This window comes from Pseudomonas sp. RIT-PI-o, assembly GCF_001297215.1.
GTDB classification, from domain to species: domain Bacteria; phylum Pseudomonadota; class Gammaproteobacteria; order Pseudomonadales; family Pseudomonadaceae; genus Aquipseudomonas; species Aquipseudomonas moraviensis_A.
In genome coordinates this window covers 449,517-465,732 of the sequence record NZ_LHPA01000020.1, presented here as the reverse complement: position 1 = coordinate 465,732, position 16,216 = coordinate 449,517, and the positions used below count along the sequence as shown (strand labels likewise).

Annotated in this window: 16 protein-coding genes; 1 reads left to right on the top strand and 15 read right to left on the bottom strand. The window is 60.7% G+C overall.

Annotated elements, in window-relative coordinates; translation table 11 throughout:
* Positions 1 to 7: 7 nt before the first annotated feature.
* The 6 genes from AEQ63_RS10750 to AEQ63_RS10725 all read right to left on the bottom strand — a co-directional run bounded on the left by AEQ63_RS10750 (position 8) and on the right by AEQ63_RS10725 (position 5,405).
* Complete coding sequence (locus AEQ63_RS10750; RefSeq protein WP_064363374.1) at positions 8 to 844, bottom strand: FkbM family methyltransferase; 837 nt, start codon at positions 842 to 844, stop codon at positions 8 to 10.
* 346 nt (positions 845 to 1,190) lie between these two features.
* Positions 1,191 to 2,426 (bottom strand): methyltransferase, encoded by a 1,236-nt coding sequence (locus AEQ63_RS10745; protein WP_064363373.1) that lies wholly within the window; start codon positions 2,424 to 2,426, stop codon positions 1,191 to 1,193.
* Complete coding sequence (locus tag AEQ63_RS10740) at positions 2,407 to 3,096, bottom strand: ABC transporter permease (RefSeq protein ID WP_064363372.1); 690 nt, start codon at positions 3,094 to 3,096, stop codon at positions 2,407 to 2,409. Before AEQ63_RS10740 ends, AEQ63_RS10745 begins: the two co-directional genes overlap by 20 nt.
* Positions 3,093 to 3,788: an ABC transporter permease gene (locus AEQ63_RS10735; RefSeq protein ID WP_064363371.1), complete on the bottom strand. Its 696-nt coding sequence runs from the start codon at positions 3,786 to 3,788 to the stop codon at positions 3,093 to 3,095. Before AEQ63_RS10735 ends, AEQ63_RS10740 begins: the two co-directional genes overlap by 4 nt.
* A gap of 77 nt (positions 3,789 to 3,865) precedes the next feature.
* Positions 3,866 to 4,618, bottom strand: coding sequence for an ABC transporter substrate-binding protein (locus tag AEQ63_RS10730; protein ID WP_042608621.1), 753 nt, complete (start codon positions 4,616 to 4,618; stop codon positions 3,866 to 3,868).
* Positions 4,619 to 4,631: 13 nt separating this feature from the next.
* On the bottom strand, positions 4,632 to 5,405 hold the full coding sequence (locus AEQ63_RS10725) for an ABC transporter ATP-binding protein (RefSeq protein WP_064363370.1): 774 nt from the start codon (positions 5,403 to 5,405) through the stop codon (positions 4,632 to 4,634).
* A gap of 543 nt (positions 5,406 to 5,948) precedes the next feature.
* Between AEQ63_RS10725 and gabP the strand changes: the two genes are divergently transcribed.
* A complete protein-coding gene (gabP, locus tag AEQ63_RS10720; RefSeq protein ID WP_064363369.1) occupies positions 5,949 to 7,340 on the top strand; it encodes a GABA permease in 1,392 nt (463 codons plus the stop codon).
* Between the two features lie 71 nt (positions 7,341 to 7,411).
* On the opposite strand, the gene AEQ63_RS10715 is transcribed toward gabP, so the two are convergent.
* The 9 genes from AEQ63_RS10715 to sbnB all read right to left on the bottom strand — a co-directional run bounded on the left by AEQ63_RS10715 (position 7,412) and on the right by sbnB (position 16,213).
* On the bottom strand, positions 7,412 to 7,864 hold the full coding sequence (locus AEQ63_RS10715) for a hypothetical protein (protein ID WP_041477513.1): 453 nt from the start codon (positions 7,862 to 7,864) through the stop codon (positions 7,412 to 7,414).
* Positions 7,865 to 7,870: 6 nt separating this feature from the next.
* On the bottom strand, positions 7,871 to 8,284 hold the full coding sequence (locus tag AEQ63_RS10710) for a hypothetical protein (protein ID WP_042608625.1): 414 nt from the start codon (positions 8,282 to 8,284) through the stop codon (positions 7,871 to 7,873).
* 29 nt (positions 8,285 to 8,313) lie between these two features.
* A complete protein-coding gene (locus tag AEQ63_RS10705) occupies positions 8,314 to 9,255 on the bottom strand; it encodes an alpha/beta hydrolase family protein (protein ID WP_064363368.1) in 942 nt (313 codons plus the stop codon).
* Between the two features lie 223 nt (positions 9,256 to 9,478).
* Positions 9,479 to 9,826 (bottom strand): hypothetical protein, encoded by a 348-nt coding sequence (locus AEQ63_RS10700; protein ID WP_064363367.1) that lies wholly within the window; start codon positions 9,824 to 9,826, stop codon positions 9,479 to 9,481.
* Positions 9,827 to 9,849: 23 nt separating this feature from the next.
* Entirely contained in the window at positions 9,850 to 11,328 is a 1,479-nt protein-coding gene (locus AEQ63_RS10695) for an aminotransferase-like domain-containing protein (RefSeq protein WP_064363365.1), read from the bottom strand.
* A 27-nt stretch (positions 11,329 to 11,355) separates the two neighbouring features.
* Positions 11,356 to 12,780 (bottom strand): L-lactate permease, encoded by a 1,425-nt coding sequence (locus AEQ63_RS10690; RefSeq protein ID WP_042608629.1) that lies wholly within the window; start codon positions 12,778 to 12,780, stop codon positions 11,356 to 11,358.
* 15 nt (positions 12,781 to 12,795) lie between these two features.
* Complete coding sequence (locus tag AEQ63_RS10685; protein ID WP_042608630.1) at positions 12,796 to 13,410, bottom strand: glutathione S-transferase family protein; 615 nt, start codon at positions 13,408 to 13,410, stop codon at positions 12,796 to 12,798.
* Positions 13,407 to 15,188 carry an FAD/NAD(P)-binding protein gene (locus tag AEQ63_RS10680; RefSeq protein ID WP_064363363.1) on the bottom strand — a complete coding sequence of 594 codons (1,782 nt, stop codon included), beginning with the start codon at positions 15,186 to 15,188 and terminating at the stop codon, positions 13,407 to 13,409. The genes AEQ63_RS10685 and AEQ63_RS10680 overlap by 4 nt, the downstream gene beginning before the upstream one ends.
* Positions 15,182 to 16,213 (bottom strand): 2,3-diaminopropionate biosynthesis protein SbnB, encoded by a 1,032-nt coding sequence (sbnB, locus tag AEQ63_RS29145; protein ID WP_064363361.1) that lies wholly within the window; start codon positions 16,211 to 16,213, stop codon positions 15,182 to 15,184. The genes AEQ63_RS10680 and sbnB overlap by 7 nt, the downstream gene beginning before the upstream one ends.
* Positions 16,214 to 16,216: the final 3 nt, after the last annotated feature.

Genomic DNA, 16,216 nt, shown 5'->3' with positions numbered 1-16,216 from the left:
GCTCTAATCAAGCCTTACGTAGCACATTGCGCAGGGTTTGCACGGCCTTCACGGTGCGGCTGTTCTGCAGGGCCGATAGTCGCGCTTCGGCCTGCTCCGCGCGTTGCAGGGCGTTGGCCAGCTGTTGGGCGGTGTCGAGTTCGCTGGGGCTGAGCGGGTGAGCGAAGGCGTGGCCTTTGCACAACTGGAAGTTGTCGAGATTACACGGTGGGATATCGAAAGCAGGTTTGAGGTTCAGGTGTTCGTCGGCGAGGAACCAGGTGTTGAGACCGTCGAACAGGATCGCCTGATAGCCGGCGTCGGTGACCAGCGGTTCCCACGTGTGGTCGCGCTCCCAGGGGGTCTCGATGACTATGATCCAGGGACGGAAGCGAGTGAAGTCCATGCCGCGCAGGACGCTTTCTTCGTGGCCTTCGACGTCGATTTTCAGGAAATGGATCGGTCGATCAGCGGCATATTGTTCGCAGATCGACGTCAGTGTGCGCGACTCTACTGTGAGGCTGCGCACCTCCATGCCTTGATCTTTGTGCTGTTTGGCGATCGCCGGGTCGGCCGTGGACAGGCCGGTATCGGGGATAGCGTAGAAAGTCATTTCGCCGGGCCGATCGCTGGCGATGCATTGCACAGTAGTGTCGTGCGGACGTTGCTGACAGAGGGCGTCGTAGTAGTTCTGTATCGGTTCGACGTTCACGCCGTTCCAGCCGTGGTCATAGAAGGCTTTGGTAACCGAATCGTGATTCGGGTCATTGGCTCCTACATCGATATAGAAGCCGTCTTCGACTTGCTTGAGGGCACGCCACAAGCGGACGTCTTCAAAATTCTGCGCATAAGAAATAAACGTCACGGTCGCATCCTGTCGGGTTTGTTTTGTTCTTGTTGGGACGCGTGCGGGTGGCACGTTGTGGCCTTGTATAGCAAGGCGGGCGAGATGCCGCAATTATTCGCTGCGAGCGGGTGCAATCAGGCGGTTATGTCGTTTTGATTGGCGGCTTATGCACATTCGGCTGGGATTGACTCAGGTCAGGCGGGATTTTCTGGAAGCGTTCTCATTTTGTTCGCAAATTCCTGTTTTAACGGTTTTTTATCCATGTGAACAAAAAATGAACAGGGATGTTAATGGCGTGAAACAGGCGTAAATATTGGATCCACTATGGATTCATCAACAGAGTTATCCACAGGGTGGTCACGTTTTATTTGCGTTCGGCCAACACCAGCAAATTCCGTGGCGTAAGGGGGGCTGCGCAAAAAGTGCCAAGGCGTACGGTGTAGCCCTGTTCGACGAGGAACAGTGCCCGATCCAGATTCAACCAAAGCTCCAGTGGCCGTCGGAACAACCCGCGGAGCAATTCCAGGTTGCGTACTTCGGCCAGTCGCTGCCAACCGGTAGCTTCCAGTTTTTCCCAATCCGTCGGTCCAACTGTGGATAACTCTTTCAGCGCGGCCAGATCGCGACAGTAGTCAGGGAAGGATTTATCCAGCCAGGCGCTCGGCAGAGATGGGGTTGGCAAATACTCGTCAGTACCGCGCAACTGCCGTTGCAGACAATCGAAAGCCAAGCGTCGGGCCATCGAGGTATCGCGCTGGCGTTTGACCCTCGCACCGGCGGTGACGGTTTCGCTCATCGGCAGAGCCAGATCTTCGAGTGATAGCCGTAGGGCTGATCGCAAACCCTCAGAAGACAGTGGCTGATACTCGCTGCGATTGATCCGGTTGTAGCAACATGGCGCGATCGCCATCTGCTGACATCCGGCGGCACTCGCCAATCGCATGAGGCGTACGTGCAGATCGCCGCAGGCGTGCAGGGCGATGGGTGTGTGACTGGCGCTCACCACGGCAGCGGCGTCCGCCGCGAGTACGTCCTGCTCCACATGCAGCGCATGCAAGTCATGACGCTGACTCAGCGCCTGCCCGCTCGCAACCAACAAAGGATCATATTCGACACAAGTCAGTTGCTGCCCTTCATTTAACAATCGTCGACCCAGATGCCCTTTGCCGGAACACCAGTCCAGCCAATGCGTCGGCTGCGAGGCGAAAGACAGACAACTGGCAAACGCCTCGATCTGCTGCCACTTGCGCCCAGGTACATCGACATTCAAGCGATGCCCGGCAACCTCAAGCGCGTGCCTTGGCAATTCGCCGACTGCACTCAGTTGGGCCGACAATTTCGCCAGTGAGGCAAATGGCTCGGGCGCATCGGTCAGATCAGCAAGATGGTTATGCGCGCGTTCTGCATCTTCCAGCGATCGCCCGCGAAGCCAGGAAGACAATTCCGGGTGACTGGTTTCCCACGCAAGGGAAAGATGCGTAAACGGTCGAGGTTTCCACAGCGCCTGATGCTCAATCAGAAAAGCATCCAGCGCGATGAAGCGGGCGAGCAAGTCATCGCCCGTCAGCACGCAGGAAGTTTCAGCGGCCCTGGCAGGCATCGACGCGCAGCCAGCGCTCCAGCAGCTTGAAGCCGCGTACCAGCACGTAAGCCATGACCAGATAGAACACGCCGGCGGCGAAGAAAATCTCCACTGGCAAATAGGTGCGGGCGATGATCGTGCGGGCCATGCCGGTCAATTCCAGCAGGGTCACGGTGCTGGCCAAAGCGCTGGCCTTGAGCATCAGAATCACTTCGTTGCTGTACGCCGGCAGACCGATCCGCGCAGCACGCGGGAGGATGATGTAGAACATCGCTTTCGGCCTGGACATGCCCAACGCTCGCGCCGCTTCGATCTCGCCCGGTGGAATCGCCTGAATCGCACCGCGCAGAATCTCGGCGATGTACGCCGCTGTGTGCAAGGTCATGGTCACCGTGGCACACCAGAATGGATCGCGCAGGTACGGCCACAGCGAGCTTTCACGCACGGCGTCGAACTGCGCCAGGCCGTAATAGACCAGGAACAGCTGCACCAGCAACGGCGTGCCCCGGAAAAAGAAGATGTAGGCGTAAGGCAGCGAGCGCACGTACCACAGCTTCGAAGATCGGGCGATGCCCAGCGGAATCGCCAGCAGCAGGCCGGCAATCACTGCGATGGCAACCAGTTCGAGCGTCAGGGTCGCGCCCTGCGCCAGTTTCGGCAGCCACTTGATAATGACTTCCCAGTTCATTGCGCGCTCCTCGCAAAGCCGCGGGCGGCGCGTTTTTCCAGGAAATGCATGCCGGTCATCGCCAGTACCGTCAGGGCGAGGTACATGACCGCCGCGACCATATAGAAGGTGAACGGCTGTTTCGACACGGTCACGCCGATCTGCGCGTGACGCATGATTTCTTCCAGACCGATGACCGATACCAGCGCGGTGTCTTTCATCAGGATCATGAACAGATTGCCCAGGCCGGGCAGGGCGATGCGCCACATCTGCGGCATGATCAACCGGGTGAAGATCCGCCACTTCGACAGGCCCAGAGCCTGGCCGGCCTCACGGTGACCCTTGGGAATGGCAAGCAGGGCGCCACGGAACACTTCCGTGGCGTAGGCGCCGAAGCACAGGCCCAGTGCGATCACACCGGCGGCGAAAGCGTTGAGTTGCAAATCGGGGTTGCCGAAGTACTCACCGAGGGTGCGCATCAGGTTGACCGTACCGAAGTAGATCAACAGCACCCAGAGCAATTCCGGGACGCCGCGCACCAGCGTCGAATAGCTGCCGCCAAGCCATTGCAACGGCTTGTACGGGGAAGTCTTGGCCAGAGCGCCGAGCAGGCCGAGCACCAGGCCCAGGCACAGGGCGGTGAGCGCCAGTTGGACGGTCATCAGCGCGCCAGCGGCGAGCGCCGGGCCGAATCCGTAGAGGTCGATAATCATGGGTTTCTGTTCAAATTGCGGCAGGCAAAGTCGGGAGCTGGCGCCGCTTGTTAACGGCGCCAATCCCACAGGTCAGATCAATAGATGCTGAACGGGAAGTACTTGTCGTTGATTTTCTTGTAGGTACCGTCAGCGACGATTTCCTTCAGTGCAGCGTTCAGCTTGTTGCGCAGTTCATTGTCACCCTTGCGCACGGCGATGCCGATCTTGTCGCTTTCCACCACCGGGTCGCCCTTGAACTCATAGTTCTTGCCAGCGTCGGTTTTCAGCCAGTCGTAGTTGGCGTATTTGTCGGCGAGGATCGCGTCGACACGACCGGAGGTCAGGTCGAGGTAGGCGTTTTCCTGGGTATCGTAGAGGCTGACTTTGATGTCATCACCGTAGGTGTCTTCCAGCCAGGTGCCGGCCAGCGTCGCGCGCTGGGTGCCGATGGTCTTGCCCTTGAGCGAGTCCTTGTCGGTTTTGAAATCGACATTTTTCGGCGCGATGAACTGCAGTTTGTTCGAGTAGTACGGGTCAGTGAAATCCACCGCGGCTTTGCGCTCTTCGGTGATCGACAGCGAGGAGATCAGGAAGTCGAACTTCTTCGCGTTCAGGGCCGGAATGATGCCGTCCCAGTCAGAGGTGACGACGGAGCATTCGGCTTTCATCTTCGCGCACAGGGCGTCGCCGATTTCCTTGTCGAAGCCGACAACCTGTCCGCTGGCATCTTTGTTGTTGAACGGCGGGTAGGCCGCTTCGATGCCCATTTTCAGGGTTTCAGCCATGGCACCGGCGCTGAACGCGAGGGTGACTGCGGCGGCCAGGAAGACCTTCTTGAAATTCTGCATGCATGTTGCTCCGTTAGCGGTTGCTGGACATGAATTGTTTGCAGCGCGCCGAAAGCGGGTTGTCGAACACCTGCTGTGGCGATCCTTGCTCTTCTATAAGGCCCTGATGAAGGAACACCACTTCGCTGGAGACCTGACGGGCGAAGCCCATTTCGTGGGTCACGAGCAGCATGGTGCGGCCTTCTTCGGCCAATGCGCGGATGACACTAAGTACTTCCTGAACCATTTCCGGGTCAAGGGCGGAGGTGGGCTCGTCGAACAGAATGACTTTCGGCTGCATCGCCAGTGTGCGGGCGATCGCTGCGCGTTGTTGCTGGCCGCCGGACAGTTGCGCCGGGTAGGCGTGGCGCTTGTCGGCGATACCGACCTTGGCCAGCAGGGCTTCGGCGACTTCGATGGCCTCGGCCTTGCTCTGGCCGAGCACCCGGCGCGGGGCTTCGATGATGTTGTCGAGCACGCTCATGTGCGGCCACAGATTAAAGTTTTGAAATACAAAACCGATCTCCGAGCGCAGGCGATTGATCTGCTTGCCGTCGGCGGCAACCAGTTCGCCATTCTTGGCGGCTTTGAGCTTGAGTTCTTCACCGGCCACCAAGATCTGGCCCTGATGCGGGTTTTCCAACAGGTTGATGCAACGCAGGAACGTGGACTTGCCGGAACCGGAAGAGCCGAGGATCGAGATCACGTCGCCGTCGCGGGCGGTCAGCGAGATGCCTTTGAGCACCTCAAGCTGTCCGTAGCGTTTGTGCAAGTTGCGGATTTCCAGCGCGGGCGTGGCCTCAGCCATGTGCGTTCCTCATATATGTTGCGCTCCTGCTGTTGGCGGGCCTTCCAGGCGAGGCGGCCAAGCTAGCATAGCGTTTCAATGGCAGCCAACAGCGCTACGAGCGGTAATCGGGTGGCCTGTGGCGGGTTGTCGCATCGGCGCAGCAGACTGTCGCCCCATCAACAACCGAACGGGTGTTTGATCATGCAGACCCGTAGGTGTCGCGTAAAAAAAGGCGCGATGTTGCCAGCTTTGGCGGGGTGTTGGAAGCGCTATCCGGCCGAACGTTCCTTATTCGCCCTTTTTCTGTGCGTCGCACACTCTTTCTGTGTGTTTCTGGTGCGCGAATTCGTCTTCAAAGTGAGTCGCAGGGTAACGATCTGGCGAATAGCCAGTAAACTCAATGACTTGCATCGGATGCCAGAGCCCGCGGCCTTCAAGGACTTGAAACATTTTGGCGCAAATATTGCGTGCAGAATAAGGAACAGGTCGTTGGATTCTTTTTACGAGAAAGAATTTTCAGACGTGCCGGATGCACTCGCTTTCCTTGCAAAGGTAGTCTCTATGAGCAGTACCCCAAGCTCCACTGGCCTCGAACAGGGGCTCAAACCGCGTCATGTGACCATGTTGTCGATCGCCGGTGTGATCGGTGCCGGTCTGTTTGTCGGCTCCGGCCACGCCATTGCTGCCGCCGGCCCGGCCGTGCTGCTGGCCTACGCCGCTGCCGGTACCCTGGTGGTGCTGGTGATGCGCATGCTCGGCGAGATGGCCGTGGCTTCGCCGGACACCGGCTCGTTTTCCACGTATGCCGACCGCGCGATCGGTCACTGGGCCGGATTCACCATCGGCTGGTTGTACTGGTGGTTCTGGGTGCTGGTGATTCCGCTGGAAGCCAACGCCGCCGCGACCATCCTGCATGCCTGGTTCCCCGGTGTGGATATCTGGGCCTTCGCGCTGGTCATCACCATGCTGCTGACGGTAACCAACCTGTTCAGCGTGAAGAACTACGGCGAGTTCGAGTTCTGGTTCGCCCTGATCAAGGTGCTGGCGATCATCGGCTTCATCGGCCTGGGCCTTGCGGCGATTTTCGGCTTCCTGCCGACCAGTCGGGTCAGCGGTGTCTCGCACTTGTTCGACAGCGGTGGCTTCCTGCCCAACGGCATGGGCGCCGTGCTGGGCGCAATCCTGACTACCATGTTTTCGTTCATGGGTACCGAAATCGTCACCATCGCGGCGGCGGAATCGAAAGACCCGGGCAAGCAGATTTCCAAGGCCACCAACTCGGTGATCTGGCGGATCGGCCTGTTTTATCTGGTGTCGATCTTCATCGTCGTGGCGCTGGTGCCGTGGAACGATCCTACCCTGGCCAACCTCGGTTCCTACCAGACCGTGCTGGAGCGCATGGGCATTCCCAATGCCAAGATGATCGTCGATATTGTCGTGCTGGTCGCGGTGACCAGTTGCCTGAACTCGGCGCTGTACACTTCGTCGCGCATGCTGTTCTCCCTCGGCAAACGCGGCGATGCCCCGGCCATGTCGACCCGCACCAACAAAAGCGGCACGCCTTACTGGGCGGTGATGTTGTCGACCGGCGCAGCCTTCCTCTGCACCTTCGCCAACTACGTGGCTCCGGCCGCGGTGTTCGAATTCCTCCTGGCCAGCTCCGGCGCCATCGCGCTGTTGGTCTATCTGGTTATTGCCTTCTCGCAATTGCGCATGCGTAAACAAAGCGTGGCGCGTGGCGAGAAAATCGAATTCAGCATGTGGCTGTTCCCGGGCCTGACCTACGCGGTGATCATCTTCATCGTCGCCGCGCTGACCATCATGCTGTTCCAGGAAGCCCACCGCGTGGAAATCCTCGCCACCGGCCTGCTGAGCCTGATGGTGGTGGCTGCTGGGTTGCTGGTATCGCGCCGGCGCAAGCTGGAGAAGCGTGGTGCGGTGGTGTTGAACTGAGTCGTAACGTGTAATGCAAAACGGCCGCTGTCAGGGATGACTAGCGGCCGTTTTTTGTTTCTGAGAAGGGCTTATTCGCTCTTGTCTTCCTGGGTCTCTACCGACTTCCCATAAGCATCCAGCGCCACCCCGAAATCCGTAATGAACTGCGGCTCGCTCAGCCAGGCCTGGGCTTGTTCGATGGTCATTCCGTCGGCCCACATGCGGTAGTCGATGAGCATGTCGGCGGCCAGGTGAGTAGCGGCCATGCCTTCGTTGTCGGCGTTTTCCATATCGAGCAGTTCAGGATGGTCGACGATGATGAAGGCCAGCTCGCGCAGCAGGGTCAGCAGCATTTCGTTGCGGCTGACGGCTTCGGCGTCGCGCATTTTGCTGAACATCGCCAGGGTGTATTCCGGGATCGGCTCGGCGAGGTGGCCGAGGTCTTCATCCTGATCCAGCGGTTTGCGCCCGACCATGCGGATCTGCTTGGCTTTGGCCTTGGCGCGTTTGGCGCGTTTCTGTTGCTTGTTCAGGGATGCCATGGGAGCTCAGTTCTTCTGTTGGGTTTGTGCGGCGATCGCGTCGGATGCCGCTACATAGTCAGCCTGGAAGGCCGGGGATTCGATCCACGCCAGCGCGCCAGCCTCGTCGGTTTCCTGCGACCACTGGCGATACTCGATCAGCGCGGCGAGGATGAAATCCATCGCGCCTTCTTCACCTTCCTGCTCATAGACCAGTTCCAGCAGCGGGTCTTCAAGGAACGCCGTGCACATGGCCTGTTGGCTGATCTTTTCGGCGTCGATCATTTTCTTGAACAGTTCGGTCAGGTCCACCGATTCGAAATCGATGCGGTCGTCGTTCGGGTCCAGCTCGACCGGCGCTTCGGCGCGTTTGGTGCGGTTCTGCTTGGCCTTGGTCTTGGCCCGGGCGGCGCGTTTTTGCTGCTTGTTGGCGGAGGCCATGGTGTGTTCCGTCGTGCGTGGAAAAGGGCTTAACTGCGCGGGACTGGCCGTCCGGGTGTGTCGAGGGCCAGTGCGCCGGTCTGCAGCCAGGTCAGAGCGATGGGCCATAGTGTGGCTTGGTATGCGCTACGAAAAAAGCCGAAATGTCCGACTTGTTGTTCGCCGATGTCCTGCGGCTCGATGCGCAGGTGAGTTTTTGTCGCGTTGCTGAAGTAGGCGAGCAGGCGTTCGATCGCCGGGATCGTGCCGTAAGGGTCGTCGCCGAGGCTGATGGCCAGGGTCTGCGCGCGGACATTGGCGAAGGGCAGGGCGCCCGACTTTTTCATCAGCGCGCGACCGCTTGGGCGTTGCTCGTAACGTGCGGTAGGCGTGCTCCAGTCGCGGACTACGCCGGTGGGCGTGTCCTCCAGCCAGCCGAGCCGCTTGCCTGGAAAATAGCCCCAGAGCAGCGCCATCAAAGGCATGACCACATGCCACTTGCCGAGCATCCGCCAGCGCTGTTCAGGGGCGTAATCACGCCAGTAGGCGAACTGCGCGCCGACGGTGACCAGCCGTCGGATGACCGTTCCTGACTTGGCCAGGCCCGCCGCGCAGCCGCCGAAACTGTGGCCAACCACATCGATCGGCTGGCCGGGAAATTCTCGTTGCGCGCGGTTGAGAATCGCTTGGAAATCCAGCGCGCCCCAATCGGTCCACGAGGCACGCAGCCCCTTGATCGACTCGCCGCGCGATTCGCCGATGCCCCGATAGTCGTAGGTCATCACGTCGACGCCGTGGCTGAACAGATAGGCTGCGAACCTTGAGTAATGGCGACAGCGCACGGAGGTGGCGGCGTTGATGATGACCACCGGGCGCTGTGGATCGTGCGAACTATGGCGCCAGGTGAAGCCGCCGAGTGCGTAGCTGTCGGCTGCGTCCTCTATGAACGGTTCGCCAATGGTTACCGGGTCGGTCGAAAGGCATTTGTTCATGAGGGTTCGGCCTTTGCGAGGCTGGGTCGAGAATGAGCCTGAAATTAGCGACGAGCAACGATTCGAGGCGCAGTGCGTCTCGAATTGGGAGTGAACGATACTTTGATGATTCGTGACGCACTGCGTCACGAATCACGTACCCCCTTCCCTGCCAGTGGATGCCGCCGTGGATACAATCTTGTTGCCCGTCGATTACGTCAACACCCTGTGAAGTTGGCATGCACTATCGACCTGTGCGCTTGCCCTTCGGCCTCTGCTCACGACCCCGCCCTTTGCGATAAACCCACAGCCCGAACACGCCGATGGCCAACATGAACGAGGTCCAGAAGCTCTGCCACACGAACTCGAACCAATATCGCCGAGGTTGCAGTGCCAAGGTGTAGGTGCTGCGCGGCCCGCGATTGCTGGTGGTAATGGAACCGCTGATCCAGCTTTCGATGAGCATGTAGATCGAAAGACACACGGCAAAGGCGATCAGCACGCCAGCGAGCACCGTCAGCCAGAATGTCCAGCGGCTCGGCCTGTACGGCAGGGGATGCGGCAAGCGAATACGGGTTCTTTTCTGATTCATGAAGCGGGGCTCGCGCAAGCCGGTCAGGAAACTGCCGGCTCTTGAAGTTGTTCAGTCGGCATCGGCTGCAGGCTGGTTGGGCATGCGGCAAGGTGGGCGCATTCGGCAATCACCTTGAGAATACCGATCACCGCCGGGGTCAGGGTGGTGCCAAGGCAGATGCGCACGCCTGTGGAAGCCTGGCCGTCGGCGAAAAAGATGCCGCTGCCAGCCACGTGGCAACCGCGCTCCGTGGCCAGTTGTTGCAATGCCCGCATGTCGGTGTTCGCAGGCATTTCGATCCAGTGAATGAAGCCGCCGCGAGGTGGCACATAGAGGGTCCCGGCCGGGAAATCCGTGCGCACCAGCGCATCGACAAAACTCGCCAGCGAGGACAGTTGCGATCTCAATCTGGCGCAGTGTTCGTCCATGTAGCCGCGGCCGATGAATTCATTGAGGACATTTTGCGCAAGGCTGGACACGGCCAGGTTGCGCGAAAACATCTGCGCGAGGATGGCATTGCGGTATTTTCCGGCCAGACACCAGCCGACGCGATAACCCGGCGCAATGGTTTTGGAAAACGACGAACAGTAGATCGTCTGGCCGCTGGTGTCGTAGCTCTTGATGGCGCGCGGCCGATCAGCCTCGGGCACCAGGTCGAAGAAGATGTCGTCTTCGATGATCGGCACATCCGCTTCCCGGGCGATCCTTGAAAGGCGCGCGCGCGCTTCGTCGGGCATGATGAAGCCACGCGGATTCTGCAACGTCGGGTTGAGAAAAATCACCGCGACTTTTTTCTGTTTCAGTGCTTCTTCCAGATGATCGACATCCAGGCCCGTACGGCCGTCGGTGCGGATCGGCAGGGCGCGCATGCCCAGGCGTTCGATGGTCTGCAGGATGCCGTAATAGGTCGGGGTTTCGATGGCGACTGTAGCGCCTTTCGACGCGACGGCTTCGAGGGCCAGTTCGAGAGCGATGGTGTCGCCCGATGTCACCAGAATGTCGTCCGGCCCGCAGACAACACCGCGAGTCAGCATCAGGCCGGCAATACGCCTTCGCAGGGCGGGAAGGCCGGGTGGCGCGACCAGGCCGCTCAGCGCGTTGTCAGTCTTGGCAGCCAGCACCGAGAGGCATTTGTTGAGCAGCACGTTGGGCGTGAGATCGCTGTGCAGAACCGCCGAATTCAGCGATGCGGTGGTGCGCGAGGCCGCTTCGGAGAGCATCGCGACCACCGCATGATTGACGTTGACGGTGACACTGGAAAAGTCGAAAGCGCCGGACGGTTTTGCCCGCCCTGATTCCGAGACGAAGTAGCCGACGCGCGGCACCGTCGAGACGTAGGCGTCGGCCTCGAGATCGGCCAGCGCCCGTTGCACCGTGGTGATGCTGGTCTCGAACATCCGCGCCAGAACGCGGATCGACGGCAGTTTCGCTTCGGCCGCCAGGTCACCGCTGTCGATCTGGCGAATAATCCAGTCCTTGACTATCCGCCAGCGCTTGTCTGGCAAATCAAACCTGTCCATAAGTTCTCTGTGATGTTTCGAAACAATTCACAGAAAGTAGAGCAAAACGATCCCCGTTGCAGCAACTATGACGATGTTCAGCGCCACCAGACCGAAGGCGAAGCGGATCAGGCTGTTTTCTTCCTGGCGGTTGGCACCGGCAAGTCCGGTGATCAACGACAGGATCGACAGCGAGCCAAGTGCGCCATGGCCGGCGGCGCTGTTGACCATTGCCGCCAGCCACGGCCCGTGTTCGCTGCTCAGCGCGGCAATGGACGGCATCACCAGCGTGTTGCCGCCGACGTTGGAGCCGGTGACATAACCGGCAATCCCCGCCAGCAGAGCGATCGTCGGCGCCAGCGAAATACCCGACATGGATTGCAACGCGCTTTGCGCCTCGGCGAGAAATCCGGCGTTGACCATCACTTGGGAGAGCAGCAGGAACAGGAAGATTGTCGTGACCGGAAACTTCGCCCGGTTGAACAGCGCTTGCCACGGGAAGCCGGCGCCCGCGGTTTGCCTGAACGCCATCAGCACGGTCACGATCAGCAGCGCCAGCCCTGGAGACGCCAGCGGCTTCCATGAAACGTGTTCGCCCCTGACGACCCACAGGCCATCCCAGCCCGACAGCACGAACAGTCCGCGCGACGCCACAATCACTCCCAGCAAGGCCAGATAAGGCCATGCCGCATTCGGCCAGCGCACCAGTTTTTTCCGTTGCGCCCAGGAGATGCCCAGGCCGACGCAAGCCACGGCCAGCCCGGCCAGCACGCCGGAAACTTCCGGGCCGACCCACAGGTTGACGCAATACAGCACGGCAACGAACAGGGCAGTCACGACAAGCAGCCCCAGCCACGGTGTGATCCTGCGGATGCCGGCCTGCCACAAGGCCAGCGACGCCAGGCAGAGGAACACCGGCGCGCTGATCAGCGCCGAATGGCTACCGAGGGATTGCGCCGGCAAATGCGCCAGCAAGGCACCGATCACCGTCGCCAGACCCAGCGTGCCCCACGGCATGATCACCATTCCGGCGAGAGCGATTTTCATCCCCGATTGGCGAGTGAAAAGCCCCATCAGCAGCGGCACCGTGGCGATCAGCGAAACGCCGAAGCCGGTCATCGCTTCCAGCAGCGGTGCCAGCCCCAGCACGATGAAAATCACCTGCGCCGGGGGTGTCCAGCCGAGTTCCTTGACCCACGCGCCGATGGCCTGTGGCGCGCCGCCGCGCTCGACCAGAATGACGAAGGCCAGCCCCGGGACGATTACACACGCCGTGCTGAGAAACAGGATCGTGGTGTCTTGAAAAATCGCCGAGGAGATCGCCGCCGACACCGGTCCGGCAGCGCCCAGTGCCCACAGCACCAGCACCAGCACCACACCGGCCAGCGCCGCCTGTACCGGCGGACGCCGGACGATCAGAATCAGCGCGATCACCAGCGCGATCGGTGACATTTGCAGCAAGAGAGAGCTCATAGCGGTTTCCTTGGCTTAATCGTGCGTCTGTCCGCTGTACTCGGTCGCCCGCATGGAAGCGCGCTGGCAGAACGTCTGATACCACTCGCTCAGGCGTCCTTGCGCCGAGAAATCCGAGAGTTGACGGAAAGCGATCCAGTCCAGTGCCGTCGCCAAGGCGATGTGGCCGACGGTGATCGGGCCATTGAGGTCGACGTGTTCTTCGATGAAGCGGTACGCCTCCTTGAGTTTGTATGCCTGGCCGTCCGCGTACGCCGGGTAGCGCAAAGCCTCGGGGCGGCGCTCGACTTCCCAGCGCAGCTTGATGCCGACGTCGCACATGCCCTGCGCCAATGCCTGCAGGCGCAACGCCTTGTAGCGCTCGGGGCCGCTTGCCGGGATGAATTTGCGGCCGTCGCTCAGGTCATCGAGGTATTCGCAAATCACGATGGAATCGAACAGTGCGGTGTCGTCGGGCAGCATCAGCACCGGCACTTTACCCAAGGGGTTGGCTTGGTAAATGGTCGCGTTGGGTGAAGTCGGGCTGGTCTCGTGATGTATCACCTCAAGGCTCGATGCGATGCCAAGTTCGTGAGCCAGCACCAGTACCTTGCGGGCGTACGGCGAATGCGTCTGATAGTAAAGTTTCATGCGCGGGTTCCTGTCTCAAGGATTGCGGTGGCGACTCGATGGGCGTCCATGAACAGCCGCGAAGGTGCGCCCGCCGAGGTGACGTAGTGGTTGTAATAACAGGAGCCTTCAGCGAGCGGGCCCAGCACCCAGATGTCACGCACCGCTTCGCCGCTGTTCGACTTGGGGTTGGACGCCGCGTCGACATCGATGCCGTCGATGCCCGGCACATCGGTGCGCGGCCGCACAAGGCCCAGGCGCGCGAGGTCGCGCACCGGTGCGCAGTCGCTGTGGGTGACGCCGCTGCTCTGGACGTAACCGGCGACTCGCTTGAAGTGTTCGATCGCGGGGCGTGAGCCGGGCTTGAGGAAGGTCAGCAGGCCGGCATCACACAGCGCGAGCAGATCGGCGTGGCGCTCCTTCTGCGGGCCGGCGACCAGACGATTGATCGCCTTGTGCCAGCGGCCATAGAACTGCCGATGCGAATCTTCGGTGAGCCCGTCGAAATCGACCGCCTCACGCAGCCGGTCACGCAAGTCGCGCCAGACTTCGATAGCGGCTTTGATCGGCGACGCGCCGCGTCCCAGACGCGCTTCCAGCAAGTCGGCTTCGAGGGTGTCGTAAATCCATGCGTGATAGTTGTAAGGCGTGACGCTGTCAGGCAGTTTGTGGCTGATCAGCTCCAGCGGACTGATTGCGCCGGCAATCGCTTCGAACTCGCGCAGCAAGGCTTCACAAGCGACCACACCCGCGGGGCCGGCAACGCTGACGGTTCTGAGCTGCTCAAGCAGCTGTTGTGGCGCTAAGGGTTTATGCAGGACGGCGACCGCAGCGGCACGCATCTCCAGCAGCATCAGCGGCAGAATATCCCGTTCGAAATCCAGCCGGCGGTTGTGGGCGTTGACCCGCAACGATTCGATACGCTCGCTCGTCAGCAGCACAGCGGTGTGGCGCAGGCAGCCAATCAAGCCGTTGGGGCGAGTACGAAAAGGCAGCCCGTCCCGCGACTGAATGCAGATCACCGGCTCCTGACCCGAAGGCTGGTAAGTGTGACTGCCATTGGCCATGGGTTTGTAGATCCCGCCTCTGCCAGCAGTCAGCGCCGCCAGGGTGTCCATGGCGCCCAGGCCCAACCCTTCGATCAATACCGTTTCGCCGGGCTCGACGGTGGTGAGGCTGCCGGGCAGCGGATAGATGTTATCGACCCGGTTCTGCCCCGCCACGCGCAGGCGCCCGGTGTGGCCGACGGTCAGCACCAGACGATCCACCGTCACCGCAGTGCCTTGGGCGGTTAGCAGAATGTATTGCTGATTCTCGTTGCGCTCGACCGCTGTGACCTGATGCCGATGCAGATTGACCGTGACCCAGCCGGGTGCTGTCGCGAGGATCCGCGTGAAGGCGTCGGCCAGATAAGCGCCGAGCAGGTGCCGTGGCAGAAAATCCTCCGGCTCGACGTCGCGACCGTCGGCGGCGAGCAGGCCACTGTCGGGGTCAATCTTGACGTGCTGTGCTCGGCACCACGCGAGAAAGTCCGGCCCTGGTCGTTCCCGGGCGTCGGTCAGATCACCGAACGCTGCTGCGTCGGGAAATACCCCGAGCTGACCGGCGACGGTGTTGAGCAACAGGTAGTCCGGTTGATCGGGCCAGTGCGCGCCGCTGCCGAGCACGTTGGGCTCGAAGATGTCGATGACCACCGGTTGTTGCGGGCGTTCCTCGGCGCGGCTCAACAGGCGCTCGAATATCGACAATCCGCGCGAACCGCAGCCGACCAGGCCGATGTGCACAGGCGCCTTCACCATCTGCGCTCCTCGCCAAAAAATGACGGGATGGCAATTGCCGTACCGGCCGCGACCGCAATGTCGTGGATCATCCGGCCAATCGCGAGATCGAGAATGCCCATGCCGAATGGCGAATAGATCAGCGGTTTGTCTTGGGCGACATGCAGGTCGCCGCGAATCAGCTGCGCCACTGTGCCAGTGACAAAGTCGCGATGGCCGTATTGCTGCTCGGCCAGATGCGGTGAAGTATTGGCCTTCAGGCAATGGGTGATGTCGTCGAAGTAGTTGTAACTTTCCTCGATGATTTCGGCGCCGATATCCCGCAGCGAGATGTTCAGAACAATCTGCCCCGGGCGGAACGTGCCCTGGCCTTTTACGTACGGCTCGCCCGCGCTGGTGGCGAACACCACGATGTCGGCAGTCAGTGCTTCTTCGAGCGACAGCAGGCGTACGTCCGGCAGGCCCAGTTGTTCGCCAAATTCCGCGAGGGCTTGCGCCGACTCGGCGTTGAGATCGTGTATGCCCACGCTGTCGAAGGACCAGTCGTCGGCGACGAAAGTCTCGACGATATTCCTTGAGATTACCCCGCCACCAATGATCGAAAGTGTCGCCGCGTGGCGGTTCTGGCCATTCAGCCACCAGGCACCCAATACCGCCGACGCCGCCGTGCGCACGGCGCTGATCAGTGCACCTTCGAGCAAGGCATAGGGGTAACCGGTCTGCGGGTCGTTGAGAATCAGCACGGCAGATGCGCGGGGAATGCCTGACTTGATGTTGTCGGGATAACTGGCAATCCACTTGATCCCGGAGACGGATTGATCGCCCTCGCTGTCGACGATGGCCGCCGGCAGCGCAATGATCCGGTTCGCCGGTTGCGCAGGGAAACGCAAAAAGTAACTGTCGGGGTTAACGGTTTCGCCACGCTCGTGGGTCAGGTAGGTCTGCGCCACCATGTCGATGGTTGCGTGCCGCAGCCCGTTGAGGATGTCTTTGACGACAGCGCCCGGGATGACGTGGAACGGTTGGATCAGATTCTGTGTGGTCATGAG

Bases quoted from the DNA above. Each gene is read 5' to 3' on its own strand.
- AEQ63_RS10745 (WP_064363373.1), bottom strand. From the start codon at position 2,426: ATGCCTGCCAGGGCCGCTGAAACTTCCTGCGTGCTGACGGGCGATGAC.
- AEQ63_RS10740 (WP_064363372.1), bottom strand. From the start codon at position 3,096: ATGAACTGGGAAGTCATTATCAAGTGGCTGCCGAAACTGGCGCAGGGC.
- AEQ63_RS10735 (WP_064363371.1), bottom strand. From the start codon at position 3,788: ATGATTATCGACCTCTACGGATTCGGCCCGGCGCTCGCCGCTGGCGCG.
- AEQ63_RS10730 (WP_042608621.1), bottom strand. From the start codon at position 4,618: ATGCAGAATTTCAAGAAGGTCTTCCTGGCCGCCGCAGTCACCCTCGCG.
- AEQ63_RS10725 (WP_064363370.1), bottom strand. From the start codon at position 5,405: ATGGCTGAGGCCACGCCCGCGCTGGAAATCCGCAACTTGCACAAACGC.
- gabP (WP_064363369.1), top strand. From the start codon at position 5,949: ATGAGCAGTACCCCAAGCTCCACTGGCCTCGAACAGGGGCTCAAACCG.
- AEQ63_RS10715 (WP_041477513.1), bottom strand. From the start codon at position 7,864: ATGGCATCCCTGAACAAGCAACAGAAACGCGCCAAACGCGCCAAGGCC.
- AEQ63_RS10710 (WP_042608625.1), bottom strand. From the start codon at position 8,284: ATGGCCTCCGCCAACAAGCAGCAAAAACGCGCCGCCCGGGCCAAGACC.
- AEQ63_RS10705 (WP_064363368.1), bottom strand. From the start codon at position 9,255: ATGAACAAATGCCTTTCGACCGACCCGGTAACCATTGGCGAACCGTTC.
- AEQ63_RS10700 (WP_064363367.1), bottom strand. From the start codon at position 9,826: ATGAATCAGAAAAGAACCCGTATTCGCTTGCCGCATCCCCTGCCGTAC.
- AEQ63_RS10695 (WP_064363365.1), bottom strand. From the start codon at position 11,328: ATGGACAGGTTTGATTTGCCAGACAAGCGCTGGCGGATAGTCAAGGAC.
- AEQ63_RS10690 (WP_042608629.1), bottom strand. From the start codon at position 12,780: ATGAGCTCTCTCTTGCTGCAAATGTCACCGATCGCGCTGGTGATCGCG.
- AEQ63_RS10685 (WP_042608630.1), bottom strand. From the start codon at position 13,410: ATGAAACTTTACTATCAGACGCATTCGCCGTACGCCCGCAAGGTACTG.
- AEQ63_RS10680 (WP_064363363.1), bottom strand. From the start codon at position 15,188: ATGGTGAAGGCGCCTGTGCACATCGGCCTGGTCGGCTGCGGTTCGCGC.
- sbnB (WP_064363361.1), bottom strand. From the start codon at position 16,213: ATGACCACACAGAATCTGATCCAACCGTTCCACGTCATCCCGGGCGCT.